Annotated in this window: 14 protein-coding genes and 3 pseudogenes; 10 read left to right on the top strand and 7 right to left on the bottom strand. The window is 56.5% G+C overall.

The features are described from left to right. Positions 1-2: 2 nt before the first annotated feature. Positions 3-806 carry a 2,5-didehydrogluconate reductase DkgB gene (dkgB, locus tag KW848_RS02695; RefSeq protein WP_218535471.1) on the bottom strand — a complete coding sequence of 268 codons (804 nt, stop codon included), beginning with the start codon at positions 804-806 and terminating at the stop codon, positions 3-5. 266 nt (positions 807-1072) lie between these two features. Then, entirely contained in the window at positions 1073-1981 is a 909-nt protein-coding gene (locus tag KW848_RS02700) for a LysR substrate-binding domain-containing protein (protein WP_218535473.1), read from the bottom strand. A 104-nt stretch (positions 1982-2085) separates the two neighbouring features. Between KW848_RS02700 and KW848_RS02705 the strand changes: the two genes are divergently transcribed. From KW848_RS02705 to KW848_RS02720, 4 genes are all read left to right on the top strand, one after another. Next, the gene (locus KW848_RS02705; protein WP_218535475.1) at positions 2086-2952 is read left to right on the top strand and encodes a pirin family protein; all 867 of its coding nucleotides are present in this window, start codon (positions 2086-2088) and stop codon (positions 2950-2952) included. Positions 2953-3080: 128 nt separating this feature from the next. Continuing rightward, positions 3081-3707, top strand: a complete 627-nt coding sequence (gene ycaC / locus KW848_RS02710) for an isochorismate family cysteine hydrolase YcaC (RefSeq protein ID WP_074878621.1) — start codon at positions 3081-3083, stop codon at positions 3705-3707. Between the two features lie 194 nt (positions 3708-3901). After that, positions 3902-5344: a mechanosensitive ion channel family protein gene (locus KW848_RS02715; RefSeq protein ID WP_218535477.1), complete on the top strand. Its 1443-nt coding sequence runs from the start codon at positions 3902-3904 to the stop codon at positions 5342-5344. Between the two features lie 164 nt (positions 5345-5508). After that, positions 5509-5949: a carboxymuconolactone decarboxylase family protein gene (locus KW848_RS02720; protein WP_218535479.1), complete on the top strand. Its 441-nt coding sequence runs from the start codon at positions 5509-5511 to the stop codon at positions 5947-5949. Between the two features lie 9 nt (positions 5950-5958). On the opposite strand, the gene KW848_RS02725 is transcribed toward KW848_RS02720, so the two are convergent. Both KW848_RS02725 and KW848_RS02730 read right to left on the bottom strand, forming a co-directional pair. Continuing rightward, positions 5959-7551, bottom strand: a complete 1593-nt coding sequence (locus tag KW848_RS02725) for a DHA2 family efflux MFS transporter permease subunit (RefSeq protein WP_218535489.1) — start codon at positions 7549-7551, stop codon at positions 5959-5961. After that, a complete protein-coding gene (locus KW848_RS02730; protein WP_218535491.1) occupies positions 7548-8669 on the bottom strand; it encodes an HlyD family secretion protein in 1122 nt (373 codons plus the stop codon). The genes KW848_RS02725 and KW848_RS02730 overlap by 4 nt, the downstream gene beginning before the upstream one ends. 256 nt (positions 8670-8925) lie before the next feature. Here KW848_RS02730 and queC point away from each other — a divergent pair, with 256 nt between their 5' ends. Beyond that, on the top strand, positions 8926-9615 hold the full coding sequence (queC, locus tag KW848_RS02735) for a 7-cyano-7-deazaguanine synthase QueC (RefSeq protein WP_218535501.1): 690 nt from the start codon (positions 8926-8928) through the stop codon (positions 9613-9615). A gap of 52 nt (positions 9616-9667) precedes the next feature. On the opposite strand, the gene KW848_RS02740 is transcribed toward queC, so the two are convergent. Both KW848_RS02740 and KW848_RS02745 read right to left on the bottom strand, forming a co-directional pair. Then, positions 9668-10546, bottom strand: coding sequence for a queuosine precursor transporter (locus KW848_RS02740; protein WP_218535509.1), 879 nt, complete (start codon positions 10544-10546; stop codon positions 9668-9670). After that, positions 10539-11135 carry a helix-turn-helix transcriptional regulator gene (locus KW848_RS02745; RefSeq protein ID WP_218535511.1) on the bottom strand — a complete coding sequence of 199 codons (597 nt, stop codon included), beginning with the start codon at positions 11133-11135 and terminating at the stop codon, positions 10539-10541. Before KW848_RS02745 ends, KW848_RS02740 begins: the two co-directional genes overlap by 8 nt. Positions 11136-11594: 459 nt before the next feature. Between KW848_RS02745 and KW848_RS02750 the strand changes: the two genes are divergently transcribed. The 3 genes and pseudogenes from KW848_RS02750 to KW848_RS32370 form a co-directional block, all read left to right on the top strand. Next, positions 11595-11981 carry a DUF6124 family protein gene (locus KW848_RS02750; protein WP_218535513.1) on the top strand — a complete coding sequence of 129 codons (387 nt, stop codon included), beginning with the start codon at positions 11595-11597 and terminating at the stop codon, positions 11979-11981. 33 nt (positions 11982-12014) lie between these two features. Further along, on the top strand, positions 12015-12269 hold the full coding sequence (locus KW848_RS02755; RefSeq protein ID WP_033061103.1) for a hypothetical protein: 255 nt from the start codon (positions 12015-12017) through the stop codon (positions 12267-12269). Positions 12270-12455: 186 nt separating this feature from the next. After that, positions 12456-12581: pseudogene (locus tag KW848_RS32370) on the top strand (RNA polymerase subunit sigma-24); the annotation flags it as partial. Between the two features lie 7 nt (positions 12582-12588). Here KW848_RS32370 and KW848_RS02760 read toward each other — a convergent pair. After that, positions 12589-13046, bottom strand: a pseudogene (locus KW848_RS02760) (methyl-accepting chemotaxis protein); the annotation flags it as partial. Between KW848_RS02760 and KW848_RS02765 the strand changes: the two are divergent. Both KW848_RS02765 and KW848_RS02770 read left to right on the top strand, forming a co-directional pair. Further along, positions 13035-13127: pseudogene (locus KW848_RS02765) on the top strand (aldehyde dehydrogenase family protein); the annotation flags it as partial. The pseudogenes KW848_RS02760 and KW848_RS02765 overlap by 12 nt on opposite strands. Before the next feature lie 216 nt (positions 13128-13343). Next, positions 13344-14708, top strand: a complete 1365-nt coding sequence (locus KW848_RS02770; RefSeq protein ID WP_256365031.1) for a TolC family outer membrane protein — start codon at positions 13344-13346, stop codon at positions 14706-14708. Positions 14709-14750 lie beyond the last annotated feature (42 nt).

A 14750-nucleotide genomic window follows, 5' to 3' on the forward strand; every position in this document is an offset into this window, starting at 1 on the left:
GCTTAATCCCACTGGGGCGCGATGCCTTTGGGGCTGGTCAGTCGCTGGCCACGATCCAGACCCGCAATCAGCGCCATGTCGGCGTCGCTCAAGGTCAGTGTGCGGGCGTGCAGGTTGCTTTGCAGGTTGGTGCGTTTGGTCGACGAGGGGATCACTGCGTAACCCAGTTGCATGGCCCAGGCCAATGTGACGTGTGCCGGCGTCGCCTGCAGGCGATCGGCGATCTGCTGGATCACCGGGTCTTTCAGCACTTCGCCGTAAGCGAGGGTCATGTACGAGGTGATCTGGATGCCCTGGCTCTGCGCGAATTCGACGACCTTGCGGTTTTGCAGGTACGGGTGCAATTCGATCTGGTTGGTCGCGATGTGTTCGGCACCGACCGCGGCGATCGCCCGTTTCATCAGGTCCACGGTGAAGTTGGACACGCCGATCTGCCGGGTCAGGCCCAGTTGTTTGGCTTCGAGCAGGGCGCCCATGAATTCCTCGACCGGCACCTGATCTTCCGGGGACGGCCAATGGATCAGTGTCAGGTCCAGGTAGTCGGTTTGCAGCTTTTGCAGGCTTTCCTTGAGGCTGTCGATCAGGCGATCCCTGGCGAAGTTGGCCACCCAGATCTTGCTGGTGATGAACAACTCGTCACGGGCGATGCCACTGGCGGCAATGGCTTCGCCGACCTCGGTTTCGTTCTCGTAGATTTGCGCGGTATCGATGACTCGATAGCCCAGTTCCAGGCCAGTGCTCACCGAATCGATGACCACCTGGCCTTGCAAGCGAAAAGTACCAAGGCCGAATGCGGGAATAGACATCAATGACTCCAGGGGTTGCAGTGGGAATGGGCACGAGTATCCCCGCCCGCACCCATGGGAAAAACCGCTGGATCGGCAAAGCAATGTTTACCGCAAGTCATGAATCGGGGGGCAGTCTGGGGGATTGGTAGTGTTTGGTTGGACGCTATCGCGAGCAGGCTCACTCCCACAGGGGATTTGTGGTGTACGCAAATCCCAATGTGGGAGTGGGCCTGCTCGCGATAGCCGCGACTCGGTTTAAGGTCCTTACCCCCGTGTTCGGGCTTCTAGGCAATATCGCTGTGGCTGAATTCCTCGCCCAGAAAGTCGATCAATGCGCGCACCGACGGCAGCAGCCCACGGCGTGACGGGAAAATCGCGTGGACGATCCCGCACTTGGGGGCCCAGCCCGGCACCAGTTCCACCAGTCGGCCCGCGGCAATGTCATCGCGCACCACCACACTGGGCAGGTGAGCGATGCCGATCCCGGCCACCACGGCATGACGCAGCGCCAGCAGGTCATCGGTGACCATTCGTGGCGCATGCCGGATCACCGCGCTGGCGCCATTGGCCCCAAACAATTCCCACTGATACTCACGCTGCGCCGCGCCCCAGTGCAGGCTTGGCAACCCGCTGAGGTCGGCTGGGGAGGCCGGTGATGACAGGCGCGGCACAAAGGCCGGACTGCCCACCAGGCACTGGGTGCTGTTGCCCAGCACCTTCATCACCATGTCGGTATTTTCCAGCGGCGGAAAGCGCACCCGCAGGGCGATGTCGAACCCCTCGTGGATCAGGTCGACCCGGCGGTTGGTGCTCTCGATGAACAACTCCACCAGCGGGTACTTGAGCATGTAGCGAGTCAGCATCGGCCCGACCCAGGAGTTGAGCAGCGCGGTCGGGCAACTGATGCGCACCAGGCCCTGGGGTTCGGAGCGGTTGCGTTCGATCAGTTCGGCGGCGCTTTCCGCTTCCACGCGCATCGCCAGGCAACGCTGGTAATAGGCCTGGCCGATTTCCGTCAGTGAACAATGCCGGCTGGTGCGGTGCAGCAGGCGTACGCCGAGGCGGTCTTCGAGCTCGGCAATGCGTCGGCTCAGCTTCGACTTGGGCATGTCCAGCGCCCGACCGGCCGGGGCGAAACCGTGGTGTTCCACCACTTGGGTGAAGTAATAGAGGGTGTTGAGGTCTTCCACCATCGTTCTCCATATAGAACGCTAAGGCTGATTTTTGCAGTCTAGTGCATCAAAGGGTTCAGTTTTAAGCTTTGTCCATCGCGTCACACACCAGATTCGGAGGCGGAATGAAAAACATCATCGGTATCTACACCAGCCCACGGACCCATTGGGTCGGCGACGGTTTTCCGGTTCGCACGCTGTTTTCCTACGACAACCTGGGCAAACACATCAGTCCGTTTTTGCTGCTCGATCACGCCGGTCCTGCTGAATTCACCCCGACCACCGAGCGTCGTGGCGTTGGTCAGCATCCACACCGTGGTTTCGAAACCGTGACTATCGTTTACAAGGGCGAACTGGAGCACCGCGACTCCACCGGCAGCGGCGGCAAGATCGGGCCAGGCGACGTGCAATGGATGACCGCAGCCTCGGGGATTCTCCACGAAGAATTCCACTCAGAAGGTTTCGCCAAAACCGGCGGCACCCTGGAAATGGTGCAGCTGTGGGTCAACCTGCCGGCCAAGGACAAAATGGCCGACGCCGGTTACCAGACGATTCTCGATGGCGACATCCCGAGCATCGCGCTCAAGGACCAGGCCGGCAGCCTGCGTTTGATCGCCGGTGAGTTCGATGGCCACACCGGCCCGGCGCGCACGTTTACCCCGATTGACGTCTGGGACCTGCGCCTCAACGGCGGCAAGTTGCTGACCCTGGACCTGCACGAAGGTCGTAACACGGCACTTGTAGTGTTGCGTGGCACGGTTCAGGTCAACGGTGTGGAACTGGTGCGCGAAGGGCAGTTGGCGTTGTTCGAACGCAATGGCCAGCAGCTCAGCCTGGAAGCCAATAACGACGCCGTCGTGTTGCTGCTCAGTGGCGAACCGATCGACGAGCCGATCGTCGGTCACGGTCCGTTCGTGATGAACACCGAGCAAGAGATTCACCAGGCCTTCGCCGACTTCCAGTCCGGTCGGTTCGGTCGGATGCACGGTTGAACTCAATGTTGTAACGCTGTGGCGTGTCGGGCGAGGGCGACTAGCCTTGCTTGGCCGCGTTTTAACGAACTATCAGGTTTCTCTCACGCCGACCCGTTCGGCATCGATAAAAAGCGAGGATTACTCCCATGACTACCTCTTACAAACGTCTCGACAAGGATAACGCCGCCGTTCTGTTGGTTGATCACCAGGCGGGTCTGCTTTCTCTGGTGCGCGACATCGAGCCGGACCGTTTCAAGAACAACGTGTTGGCCCTGGCTGACCTGGCTAAGTACTTCAAGTTGCCGACCATCCTCACCACCAGTTTCGAAACCGGTCCCAACGGCCCGCTGGTGCCTGAGCTCAAAGCGCTGTTCCCGGATGCGCCGTACATTGCCCGTCCTGGCCAGATCAATGCCTGGGACAACGAAGACTTCGTCAAGGCGATCAAGGCCACCGGCAAGAAACAACTGATCATCGCTGGCGTAGTGACCGAAGTATGCGTGGCGTTCCCGGCGCTGTCGGCACTGGCTGAAGGCTTCGAGGTGTTCGTGGTGACTGACGCTTCCGGCACCTTCAACGAGCTGACCCGTCAATCGGCCTGGGACCGCATGTCGGCCTCCGGCGCGCAGTTGATGACCTGGTTCGGCCTGGCCTGTGAGCTGCATCGCGACTGGCGCAATGACGTGGAAGGCTTGGCCACGTTGTTCTCCAACCACATCCCGGACTATCGCAACCTGATGACCAGCTACAACACCCTGACCAACAGCAAGTAACACAATCCCCTGTGGGAGCGGCGGTGCGACGATTCGACTTGCTCGCGAAAGCGGTGTAACAGTCAACATAGTTGTTGAATGTTAATCAGCCTTCGCGAGCAAGCCCGCTCCCACATTGGTTTTGCGTTAAATCCTCCTACAATGTGGCCAATCTGTGAGATCTTCGCGCCAATGGTCCTTGCTGGAGTTGCTTGATGCTGTCACTGCTTACCGATCATCCATTGATCTGCGCAATGGCTTTGATCCTTATCGATCTGGGGCTGTGGCGCCTGCTCAGTGCCAATGGCAGCAACTGGAAACTGTTGGTGCGGGTGGTGATTTTTTCGTTGTTCAGTGTCCTGCTGTTCAACGAAGGTCTGAACCCCATGGAAACGGCGCCCTGGGCCGACAACGTGCCGCTGCACCTGGCCGCCACCGGATTGCAGATCGGCTGGTGGCTGTTCGGTGCGCGTACCCTGACGGTGCTGATCGGCGCGGTGATGATGCAACGGGTCGGGCACACCGGGCGCTTGCTCCAGGATTTGCTCGGCGCGGTGATTTTCCTGATCGCGATCATCGCGGCTTTGGCGTACGTACTCGATCTGCCGGTCAAGGGTGTGCTGGCGACTTCAGGCGCATTGGCGATCATCGTCGGCCTGGCCTTGCAAAGTACCCTCAGCGACGTGTTCTCCGGCATCGTCCTCAACACCACCAAACCCTATCAACTGGATGACTGGATCTCGATCGACGGCACCGAAGGTCGGGTCATCGATATCGACTGGCGCGCGACGCGCCTGCAAACCTCGCAAGGCAGCATGGCGGTGATTCCCAACTCGCTGGCGGCCAAGGCCAAGATCATCAACTTCAGCCGTCCCAGCGACATTTTTGGTGTCTCCATCAGCCTGCAACTGAGCCCGCACGCGCGTCCGCAAACGGTGATCGACGCGCTGGAACGGGCGATGCAAGGGTGCCGTTATCTGTTGAGCAAACCGGCGCCGTGTGTCGCGTTGAAAGGCTCCAGCGCCACCGGCGTGGAATACGAAATCAGTGGTTTCGTGGTCTCCATGGACCAGAAGCGCATGGTCCGTAATCTGCTGTTCGACCTGGCATTCCGGCACTTGCAGGCCAGCGGTGTCAGCCTGTTGTCGAACGTCGAACCCAATGCACCTGCCAACCTGTCGCGGCCACGGGCATTGCTGGAGGCGTCGAACATTTTCTCGACCCTGCGTCAGGAAGAGAAAGAAACCTTCAGCCAGAACATGACCCTGCAGAACTTCCGCGCCGGTGAAATGATCCTGCCAGCGGGGGAGGTCAGCGATCATTTGTTCATCATCGAATCCGGTGTCGTGTCGGTGGAGCTAAGCCGTGGTGGGGTCAAGTTCGAGTCCGGGCGCATGGGGCCGGGTGAGGTGATCGGCGAGGGCGGTATTTTGTCCGATACGGCGCTACCGGCGGACTTCAGCGCCAAGACGTTCTGCAGCTTGTACCGGATCGAGAAGGAATACCTCAAACCGTGTCTGGATGCGCGACATGACATCAGCGAAGCGATGAAGGCGTTACTGGATTTCCGCTTGAACAAGGCGCAGACGTTGACTCAGGAAGCGCCTAGGGTTGTGCAGAAGAAGGGGTTTTTGCAGTGGCTGCGCAATCGAGCGTAGGGGCTTGAAGGTCATGGGCGCGGGTGTGGCAAAGGCATTTCGGATGAGGACGACATGGGCAGGAGGTACCCCATTGGCATCCTCAACTTCCCAATAATTGGCTATTTGCTGCATCTCAGTGCGGGATTAACGTAGCTCCACGCCCTTTATGACTGGAGCCCACCATGCAACCGCGTATCGATTTCTACACCGCTTCCCCCGATGCACTCAAAGCCATGATCGCGCTGGAAACCGCTGTTTCGAAGCTGCCTCTGGAAAAAACCTTGATTGAACTGGTCAAGCTGCGCGCCTCCCAGATCAATGGCTGCGCCTTCTGTGTCGACATGCACACTGCCGATGCCCGCAAGGGCGGTGAAACCGAACGTCGGCTGTACGCGGTGTCGGTCTGGCGTGAAACGCCGTTCTTCACACCCCGTGAACGTGCGGCGCTGGCCTGGACCGAATCCTTGACGCTGCTGAGCCAGACCCACGCCCCTGATGAAGACTACGAACTGGTCTGCGCACAGTTCACGCCTAAGGAAATGGTCGACCTGACCGTGGCGATTTCCACCATCAACAGCTGGAACCGCCTGGCAGTAGGCTTCCGCAAAATGCCTCAGGAGTGACACCTGGGCTCAATGCGCATCGGCACTCGGCGCGGCCGGTGGTTGCACCTTGCGCATCAAGGGCACCATCGCCGTGGCGATGATGAAGCAGACCATGATCATCAGGAATGCATCGCCGTAGGTTTGCGTCTGCGCTTCGCGGTAGGTCAGCAGCCACAGCTGATGCAGGCTGGCGGTGACACCCGCGTCACCGCTTTGGCCAAGGGCGGCGAAGTTGTTGCCGACCTGGGACAGCCACTGATTCAGTGCTTCATTGGTGCTGTTGAGGTTTTCCGCCAACCGGGTGAAGTGCAGGTTGGTGCGGTCATTCAGAATGGTCGCGCACGCGGCGATACCGATGGCACCCCCCAGGTTTCGCATCAGGTTGAATAACCCCGAAGCATGTTTGAGCCGCGCCGGTGCCAGACCACCCAAGGTCAACGTCACCGCCGGCGGCACCGCCAGTTGCTGGGCAATCCCGCGCAGCGCTTGCGGCAGCATCAATTCCTTGGCCCCCCAGTCATGGGTGATCGGGCTGAAATCCCACATCGACAATGCGAACAACCCCAGGCCGATCATCATGATCCAGCGCAGATCGATGCGGTTGGCCAGAAAGGCGTACAGCGGAATCGCCATGATCTGGAACACCCCGGTGGAGAAAACCGCCAGACCAATGTCCAGCGCGCCATAGCCACGCACCCGGCCGAGAAACAGCGGCGTCAGGTAAATGGTGGCGAACAGGCCGATGCCGGTGACGAACGAAAAGAAACAGCCAAGGGCGAAGTTGCGGTCTTTCAGGGCGCGCAAGTCGACGATCGGGTTGGCGACGTGCAAGGTTCGACCAATGAACGCCAGGCCGGCCAGTCCGCTGATCCATGCCGTGGTCAGAATCGTGCTGTCGCTGAACCAGTTCCAGCGCGGGCCTTCTTCGAGGGTGTATTCCAGGCAACCGAGAAACAGCGCCATGAACACCATGCTCAAGTAGTCGGCGCCTTTGAGCAGCGACAATTCCGGCTGATCGATTTTCACCAGCATCGGCACCGCCACCGCGACGAAAATCCCCGGCACCAAATTGATGTAGAACAGCCAGTGCCAGGATGAAATGTCGGTAATCCAGCCGCCGATGACCGGCCCCAGGGTCGGTGCCAACGACGCCACTGCGCCAATGGTTGCAGCCGCGATCACCCGTTGCTTGCCGGTGAAGAAAAAGAACGCGGTGGTGAACACCAGCGGGATCATCGAACCGCCGAGAAACCCTTGCAGGGCGCGGAAGGCGATCATGCTCTGAATGTTCCAGGCCGCGCCACACAGCAGGCTGGCCAGGGTGAAACCCACCGCTGAAGCGCAGAACAGCCAGCGCGTCGAGAACACTCGGGACAGCCAGCCGGACAGCGGGATCACAATGATTTCGGCGATCAGGTAACTGGTTTGCACCCACGCCGTTTCATCGGTGCCCGCCGAGAGCCCGCCGCCGATGTCGCGCAGCGAAGCGGAGACGATCTGGATATCCAGCAGCGCGATGAACATGCCGATGCACATCGTGGCGAAGGCAAACACCTTGGTCGCCGTTGCCATATCGGCGGCATTGAACGGTTGCGCGGGGGCGGCGAGGGCGCGGCTCATGGCGCGCTGGCCACGGCCGGGGTTGCAGGTTCCTTGCGAGTGTCCACTTCAGCGGTGACCGACAGGCCCGGACGCAGATGGCCGAGCACACCATCGGCCGGATCAAGCACGATGCGCACCGGCACCCGCTGAACAATTTTGGTGAAGTTGCCGGTGGCGTTTTCCGGCGGCAGCACACTGAACTGCGAACCACTGGCCGGCGCGAGGCTGTCCAGATGACCGTGGAATTCCTGCCCCGAAAGCACGTCGGCATGAATGATCACCCGTTGCCCCGGTGTCATTCGCGATAGCTGATCTTCCTTGAAGTTGGCATCAACCCACAGCCCGCTGGCCGGTACCACTGACAGCAATTGCGAACCGGCCTGGGCATAAGCGCCGACCCGCGCCCGGCGATTGCCGATCACGCCGTCCACCGGGGCCTTCAGTTCGGTGTAACCCACGTTCAACTGCGCCAGATCACGTTCGGCGCGAGCCTGCATCAGTGCAGCGCGGGCTTGTTGTTTCTGGGTTGCGATCACATTCAACTGACGTTGTGCGGCGAGCAATTCCGCCTGGGCCCGGGCGCTGAGGGCTTGGGCGGTTTTGAAGGTGGCGTTGGCGCGTTGGGCGCTTTCCACCGAGACGGCGTTGCTGCCGACCAGTTTTTTATAGCGAGCATCGTCATCCCGTGAACGGGCGGTTTCGGCGCCAGCGGCATCGATCCCCGCGCGGGCCTGGCCGATCACCGCGTGTTGCAATTCTTCGGTGGCATCGAGATTGGCGAGCAGCGCTTCTTCGGCGGCCACCGCACCTTCGGCCTTGGCCAGGTTGGCGCGGTAATCGCGGGAGTCGAGACGAATCAGCACATCGCCGGCCTTGACCTTCTGGTTGTCGGTCACCAACACCTCTTCGATATAACCCGCCACCTTCGGCCCGATCACCGTCACATCGCCGCCGATGTAGGCGTCGTCGGTCTCTTCGATGAAACGGCCGGCGGTCCACCAGTGAGTCGCATACAGCCCGGCGAACACCAGGGCAGCGATGACCGCAGTCAGCAAGATCAACCGTTTGAGCAGGGGAGGCTTGGGTGTGCTCACCGGGACAGCAAGGTCGGGTTCAAGGGTGGGCATGCTGGTCATGGAGATTACCTGTGGGAAACGGGTCCTTATTACGCGTGTAATATGACGTAGGTAATATTTTGTGGCAATTGATTTTTGTTGCCGGTCGTCAGGTGGTAGCGGAGGAGGGCTGGCTGTTGACCCTCAACAGGGAAATCACACAAACGGAAATCGGAGACGATCATTTCGGAAACCTCCCACACCCAGAATTTGAGCTTCCCGGTAGGGTCAACGGCCCCCGGCGTCCTGCCGGGGCACCTCCAAGGAAGAACGAACCATGACCAGAAAGGCCGTTATCGTTTTCAGCGGCGGACAAGACTCAACCACCTGCTTGATCCATGCATTGCCGATATACGATGAAATTCACTGCATTACCTTTGATTATGGCCAGCGTCATCGTGCGGAAATCGAAGTGGCGCAACAGCTTTCAAAACAGCTTGGCGTGAAGGTGCACAAGGTATTGGACACTTCGTTGTTAAGCGAACTGGCCATTAGCAGTTTGACGCGGGACCACATTCTAATTGCAAGGAGTACGGGGGAGGGCGTGCCTGATACGTTCGTGCCCGGCAGGAATATTCTGTTTTTAACGTTGGCTTCTATTTATGCCTATCAAGTGGGTGCCGAAGCTGTCATCACGGGTGTGTGTGAAACAGAGAGCTCTGGTTACCCGGATTGTGGTGAAGAGTTTGTTAAGGTGTTGAATAGCGCCATTCAGTTGGGCATGGACTATAAGGTACGGATCGAGACGCCGCTTATGCGGCTGAATAAAGCTGAGACCTGGGCTTTGGCTGATTACCATAAGCAGCTGGATTTGATTCGTTACCATACGTTGACTTGTTACAACGGGATAATGGGAAGTGGGTGCGGCGACTGTGATGCTTGTGCTCTTCGTGCGAAAGGGTTGAGTGAGTTTTTGGGGAACAGAGCGGAGGTCTGGAGCAGTCTAAAAATTAAACTAGGTATTTGAAATGAAACTTCCTGACCAGAGGGGAGCTATTAGCTGCTAGCTCCCCTTGGTTTTATGCTGTTTGGATACGAGCGGTGTACCTTTTAAACAATGACCTCGCCCCGTAGGCAGGTAGAATATTAAAAACAGCAAAACACATTTTTATAGCTATCTGAACATAGACTATATGTAATATTTCGCTGTTTTGCATGGTTCCATAAAACGCAATAAAGCAAAAAAGGACGCTGTCGATTATCACTGCGAAGAATGTACTAAAAAATACTCGCAGAAAAAGAAGTCTGGAGTTTGTAAGTTCTTTTATTTTACATAGCAAATAAGAGTTTACGTACTCGGAAAAAAGAAAAGAGACAGAAGACGCCACTAATGCGGATGAAACATGGTTGATGAGTTCGCCGTAGGAGGTGTCAAACTTCCAACTAGGCAGTCCTGGGAGATAGCTAGTGGCGTTTAACAGAGCAAAAATAAAAGCGTTACTTAAGAATGCAAATAAAATAGCTTTTCTTGCAAGCCTGAATCCATAAAATTCGTTCAATAAGTCGACTATTAAAAATGTCAATGGGTACAAGAAGACGCCAGGGGTGATAATGACGTTAAATTGTTCTAGATAAAACAATTTTGCCGTGGCGAAGTTTGTAAAGATGTACAACGTAAAAAGTATTAGATTTAATATAACAAAAATAATCCATGCTCCTTCGTGACGATCATTTACTTCGTATGCGGTCAGTGCGGCTCCGCGAGAATAGAACTTTCGATACACGCTTTTTATTTCTGCTTTGTTTAAATTGTCTAGTATCTCGCTTTTTACTAGCGCGCTAAGCGTTATTTTTATAACTTTGCCAGTGGAGAGAATCATGATTATCGCTAGGTTTTTATCGCTCTCAAATCCTAATAATTTGTACTTGCTGTTCTCGATCTCGCCCTTGTTAACCATTAAACCTTTCCTCAACGATTTCCCCTACTACACAGAAAACATCAGAAGCAAGAGCGCAATCATTGGCTATAAATAACTTTCTTGTGGTCTTGTTATATATTAATTTTTCTCTATCGCTATTCAAAAGTCCCTTGTTTATTATTAGCAGATCTCCAGGTTCATTGGCTCCACTGATTTCGCTCTCCAGAAGAACGCCGATTAAATTACACGCCGCACCGAAATAATAAGTCAAGGGGTGAAGTGTCGCTAGCTCACCGATTCTTTTGTCCAGGTTCTGAATAAGCAAGCTTTCTTTTATTATGGGGACTGCTGCTGGATTCATATTTCCGTGAAGGGAAATACTACTTTCTATTGTCTCTTTCTTCTCAAAATCTATGCTTTCTATTTCTTGATAGGATACTCCGAAAAAATCGGAAATCTTGCGAATTGTGGACTGTTGAACGTTTACAACCTTACCCTCCAATATGTTGTATATCGTAGTTCTGGTTAAACCAACGGAGTTGCATAGTGATAGTTGTGTTTCTCCGCGACTTTTTATCAAATATTTAATGTTATTTTTCAAGTTTTCTGTTTTTTCTTTTCTGTGCATAAAAAATCACCATTTGTTTATTGCTAGAAAAAAATATCCCGATACAGCTGAGTAACGATGTTGGTGTTGTTTTCAGAGAACCTTGCATCTTGAATGCCTGAATTATGTGCAAAATAATGCTGCAAGCACGTTGGCAAACGTTAGATAATGTTTCGCGGCGGGGCGCACGGGCAAATTAAGGAATTTTCTTACAGAAACAAGGTGGTAATAATGATTTTATGTGTGGCACGGTTTAAAGCGGTAGAGCCATCTGTTTTTTGTAACCATCGAATCTAGCTGGAATGTACAAATATTAACCACTTATTATCATTTTTTTGCACAGATGTTCACTTGTTTGATTAACAAAGTTAAATTTATTGTTAATGTTTTTACCTCTCAAATAATATGCGTACAGTAAGCATCCTTGTCCCGGCTGGCAGTGTGGGACTTGCATATTCCAACTTTGCAAGGAGCTTTGTTATGAAAAAATTCGCAACCAAATCCGCAGAATCACCAAACGATTCCCCCAACGACACCGTCGATTCATCCCGTCCCACCAAAGTCGCCGAACAACTCGTCAGCGTGCCCCTACGCACTCACACACGTCCCGCATCTGCCAGCTATTTCTTCGCCGTCGTTCCGGATGTCGACACGGAAGCCTTGCTCTGTCACGCCTCTGAAACCCTCGCCTCCCTCAGTGTCATGGCCACCGATCTCGCCCGTGAACTGGAAGGCCCTCGTCGCCATGTCATTGTGGGTATTCAGCAACTGTCGGCGCTGGGTGAATTGCTGGTCAATCGAGCGCTGGACAACCTGGAGCCGCCCCGGGGATCGTCTGAAGGTCGTCCAACTGCCAGCGCTGAATAATCGTGTGCCTTTACTCAATGGAGGTTTTTCATCATGGATCGATACATGCCTATCACTGGCATCGACTGCAACATCCCATCATTGCTGATCGACACTGAAGCCCCCCTGGACGTGTTGCATGAAACCGCGGCCTACCGCATTCGTACCGCAACGCAACTGCTGGAGAGCATTGCGTTTGGCGAAGGTGTCCACAGTGAACTGGCGCGGGTGTTGGTGACTTCACTGCGCGATGGCTGTGATTTGATGGATGTCGTCGGCCGACGATTGCAGGGGCAGGTTTCAGCGTAGAAAAAAGGGCGCCTTTCGGCGCCCCGTTACAAACAGGTCGGCTGGTCGTTGTCCCGCCACCCACGCACAGGGTCACCCGCGAATTGGAAAGGGTGCAAAAACCTGTGTAGCGCCCGGTCTGGAATCCATTGCTCCAGGTTAATAGGAAGCATTACTATTCACGCCCCGTCTTCACAGCACACCGCAATGACCCCCAAGCTGCCCCGCAGACACGGCTTTTTCGAGCATTACGAAGAGTTGGTCGGGACCTGGACCCGTCGCCTGAGAAATCGTCAGCAGGCCGAGGACCTGGCCCACGATACCTTCGTCAGAACGCCTTTTAGATCCGAAAACTCCCCACCAACTGATTCAACCGCCCAGCCTGCCGCTCCAGCTCGGTACAGGCCTGCAACGTCGATTGCAGATTCTCCACCCCTTGCTGATTCAGGGTGTTGATCTCGGTGATGTCGACGTTCAACGCCTCCACCACCGATGTCTGCTCCTCAGTCGTCGCCGCCACCGACTGGTTGACGTTGTCGATCTCGCCAATGCGCTGCGTCACGTTGTTCAGCCGTTTGCCGGCCAGGTTGGCGATACTGACGCTTTCTTCGCTGTGCTGCTGGCTTTCGGTCATGGAGGTCACTGATTCGCGCGCGCCGATTTGCAGTTCTTCGATCATCTGGTGGATCTCGGCAGCCGAGGTTTTGCGTGCGTCCGGCGAGGCTGCGCACGTCATCGGCAACCACGGCAAATCCACGGCCTGCTTCACCTGCGAGCGGCTCCGATGGCGGCGTCAAGCAATCAGGCATGGGTCGCGAGTTTGGTCGCGCCGTGATCGAGGCGTATACCGAGTTGAAGTCGGTGTGCATCACGCACTGACCCAGACGTTTACGACGGCCCCTGCAACGGGGGCCGTTGGCTTGACTGACTGATCTTGCGAGGACACTAGTAGCTATACTTCTGCCTTGTTGTGGCGAGAGGCCGAGCGTAGGATGCGCCCCTGTCAGCATGGCTGAATCGTTTTACCGCTACTCGACACGGATTGTTATGACTGCCCCCACCCGTTTTTTTGTTCCGCTGTTCTCCCTCTCGTTAATGACTCTCTCGGTGCTGGCCGACGCCAGTTCCGATCGCGCCGATTTGCTCGGGGTTTACCGTCAGGCGGTCGAACACGACGCGCAGCTTTCGGCGGCGCGGCATGATTACCAGGCCCAACGCGAAAGTGTTCCGCAAGCCCGGGCCGGTTTATTGCCAACGCTCAACGCGGGTAGCACGGTGGAGTCGGTGCGCCTGCAACGTGATGAGCCAGGCCTGACACGCTCGCGCAGTACGGCGGTATTTCAAGCCAGTCTCAACCAGCCGCTGTTTCGGGCCGATCGCTGGTTTCAACTCGAAGCGGCTCACGCCAGTACCGCACAAGCCGAGCTGGAATTGGGGGCCAAGGAACAAGGGCTGGTGCTGACAACCGCCCAGGCCTATTTCGAAACCTTGCGTGCGCTGGATTTGCTGGCGGCTTCCAAAGCCGAGGAAGTCGCGCTCAAGCGCCAGCAGCAACAGGCCCAGGCGCGGCTGGAGAATGGTGCCTCGAGCATCACCGATGTGCTCGACGCCCAGGCCGCTTATGACAACGCCGGTGCCAATCGAAAACTCGCCGAGCGCAAGGTTGAGGATGCGTATGAAGGGTTGGCCCGTCTGACACGCCAGGATTACTCGTCAATCGAAGGCATTGCGCACCAGTTGCCGGTGGAGCTTCCGGCCCCCAACGATGCCAATGAGTGGGTGAGTCATGCGGTACGGCAGAACCTTGCCTTGCAAGCCAGCAATTATGCGGTGATCGCCGCCGAGCAAACCCATCGCCATCGCAAGGCCGGTTATGCACCGACCGTCGACGCGGTGGCGTCGTGGCGCAAGGGCGACAATGACAGCTTTGGCTACAGCAACCCGACGGATTTCGGCCGCGATGGCTACCGGGGCAATGTGGCCCAGGGCAGCATCGGCGTGGAGTTGAACATTCCGTTGTACAGCGGTGGCATGACCCGTTCGCAAGTGCGCGAAGCGACCGAGCGCCTGGCACAAAGTGAAGACGAGCGCGAAGACCGGCGCCGCGAAGTGGTGCAGAACACCCGCAATTTCTACCGCGCGGTCAACTCCGATATCGAACAGGTGATGGCCCGCCGACAGACCATTCGCTCCGGCCAGGCCTCGGTCAAGGCCAACCAGGTGGGCCGTGACCTGGGCTCGCGCAACACCGCTGATGTGCTCAACGCCCAGCGTCAGTTGTACAGCGCGGTGCGTGAATACAACAACGCGCGCTACGACTACATCATCGACACGCTCAAACTCAAACAGGCGGCGGGGACATTGAGCCCCACTGACCTGACGGATCTGGCGATGTACCTGACCAAAGACTACGACGCCGATCGCGATTTCCTGCCGCCCGAGGAGCGCAGGGCGCTCTGATTGCTGACTCATACACCTGAGTGAAAGAAACCTCACGCGGTG

The organism is Pseudomonas sp. PDM25 (assembly GCF_019219045.1).
Classification (GTDB): Bacteria; Pseudomonadota; Gammaproteobacteria; order Pseudomonadales; family Pseudomonadaceae; genus Aquipseudomonas.

Excerpts from the sequence above, each read along its gene's own strand:
- ycaC (WP_074878621.1), top strand. The coding sequence starts at position 3,081 with ATGACTACCTCTTACAAACGTCTCGACAAGGATAACGCCGCCGTTCTG.
- KW848_RS02705 (WP_218535475.1), top strand. The coding sequence starts at position 2,086 with ATGAAAAACATCATCGGTATCTACACCAGCCCACGGACCCATTGGGTC.
- KW848_RS02755 (WP_033061103.1), top strand. The coding sequence starts at position 12,015 with ATGGATCGATACATGCCTATCACTGGCATCGACTGCAACATCCCATCA.
- KW848_RS02750 (WP_218535513.1), top strand. The coding sequence starts at position 11,595 with ATGAAAAAATTCGCAACCAAATCCGCAGAATCACCAAACGATTCCCCC.
- KW848_RS02745 (WP_218535511.1), bottom strand. The coding sequence starts at position 11,135 with ATGCACAGAAAAGAAAAAACAGAAAACTTGAAAAATAACATTAAATAT.
- queC (WP_218535501.1), top strand. The coding sequence starts at position 8,926 with ATGACCAGAAAGGCCGTTATCGTTTTCAGCGGCGGACAAGACTCAACC.
- KW848_RS02770 (WP_256365031.1), top strand. The coding sequence starts at position 13,344 with ATGACTCTCTCGGTGCTGGCCGACGCCAGTTCCGATCGCGCCGATTTG.
- dkgB (WP_218535471.1), bottom strand. The coding sequence starts at position 806 with ATGTCTATTCCCGCATTCGGCCTTGGTACTTTTCGCTTGCAAGGCCAG.
- KW848_RS02715 (WP_218535477.1), top strand. The coding sequence starts at position 3,902 with ATGCTGTCACTGCTTACCGATCATCCATTGATCTGCGCAATGGCTTTG.
- KW848_RS02700 (WP_218535473.1), bottom strand. The coding sequence starts at position 1,981 with ATGGTGGAAGACCTCAACACCCTCTATTACTTCACCCAAGTGGTGGAA.
- KW848_RS02730 (WP_218535491.1), bottom strand. The coding sequence starts at position 8,669 with ATGACCAGCATGCCCACCCTTGAACCCGACCTTGCTGTCCCGGTGAGC.
- KW848_RS02740 (WP_218535509.1), bottom strand. The coding sequence starts at position 10,546 with ATGGTTAACAAGGGCGAGATCGAGAACAGCAAGTACAAATTATTAGGA.
- KW848_RS02720 (WP_218535479.1), top strand. The coding sequence starts at position 5,509 with ATGCAACCGCGTATCGATTTCTACACCGCTTCCCCCGATGCACTCAAA.
- KW848_RS02725 (WP_218535489.1), bottom strand. The coding sequence starts at position 7,551 with ATGAGCCGCGCCCTCGCCGCCCCCGCGCAACCGTTCAATGCCGCCGAT.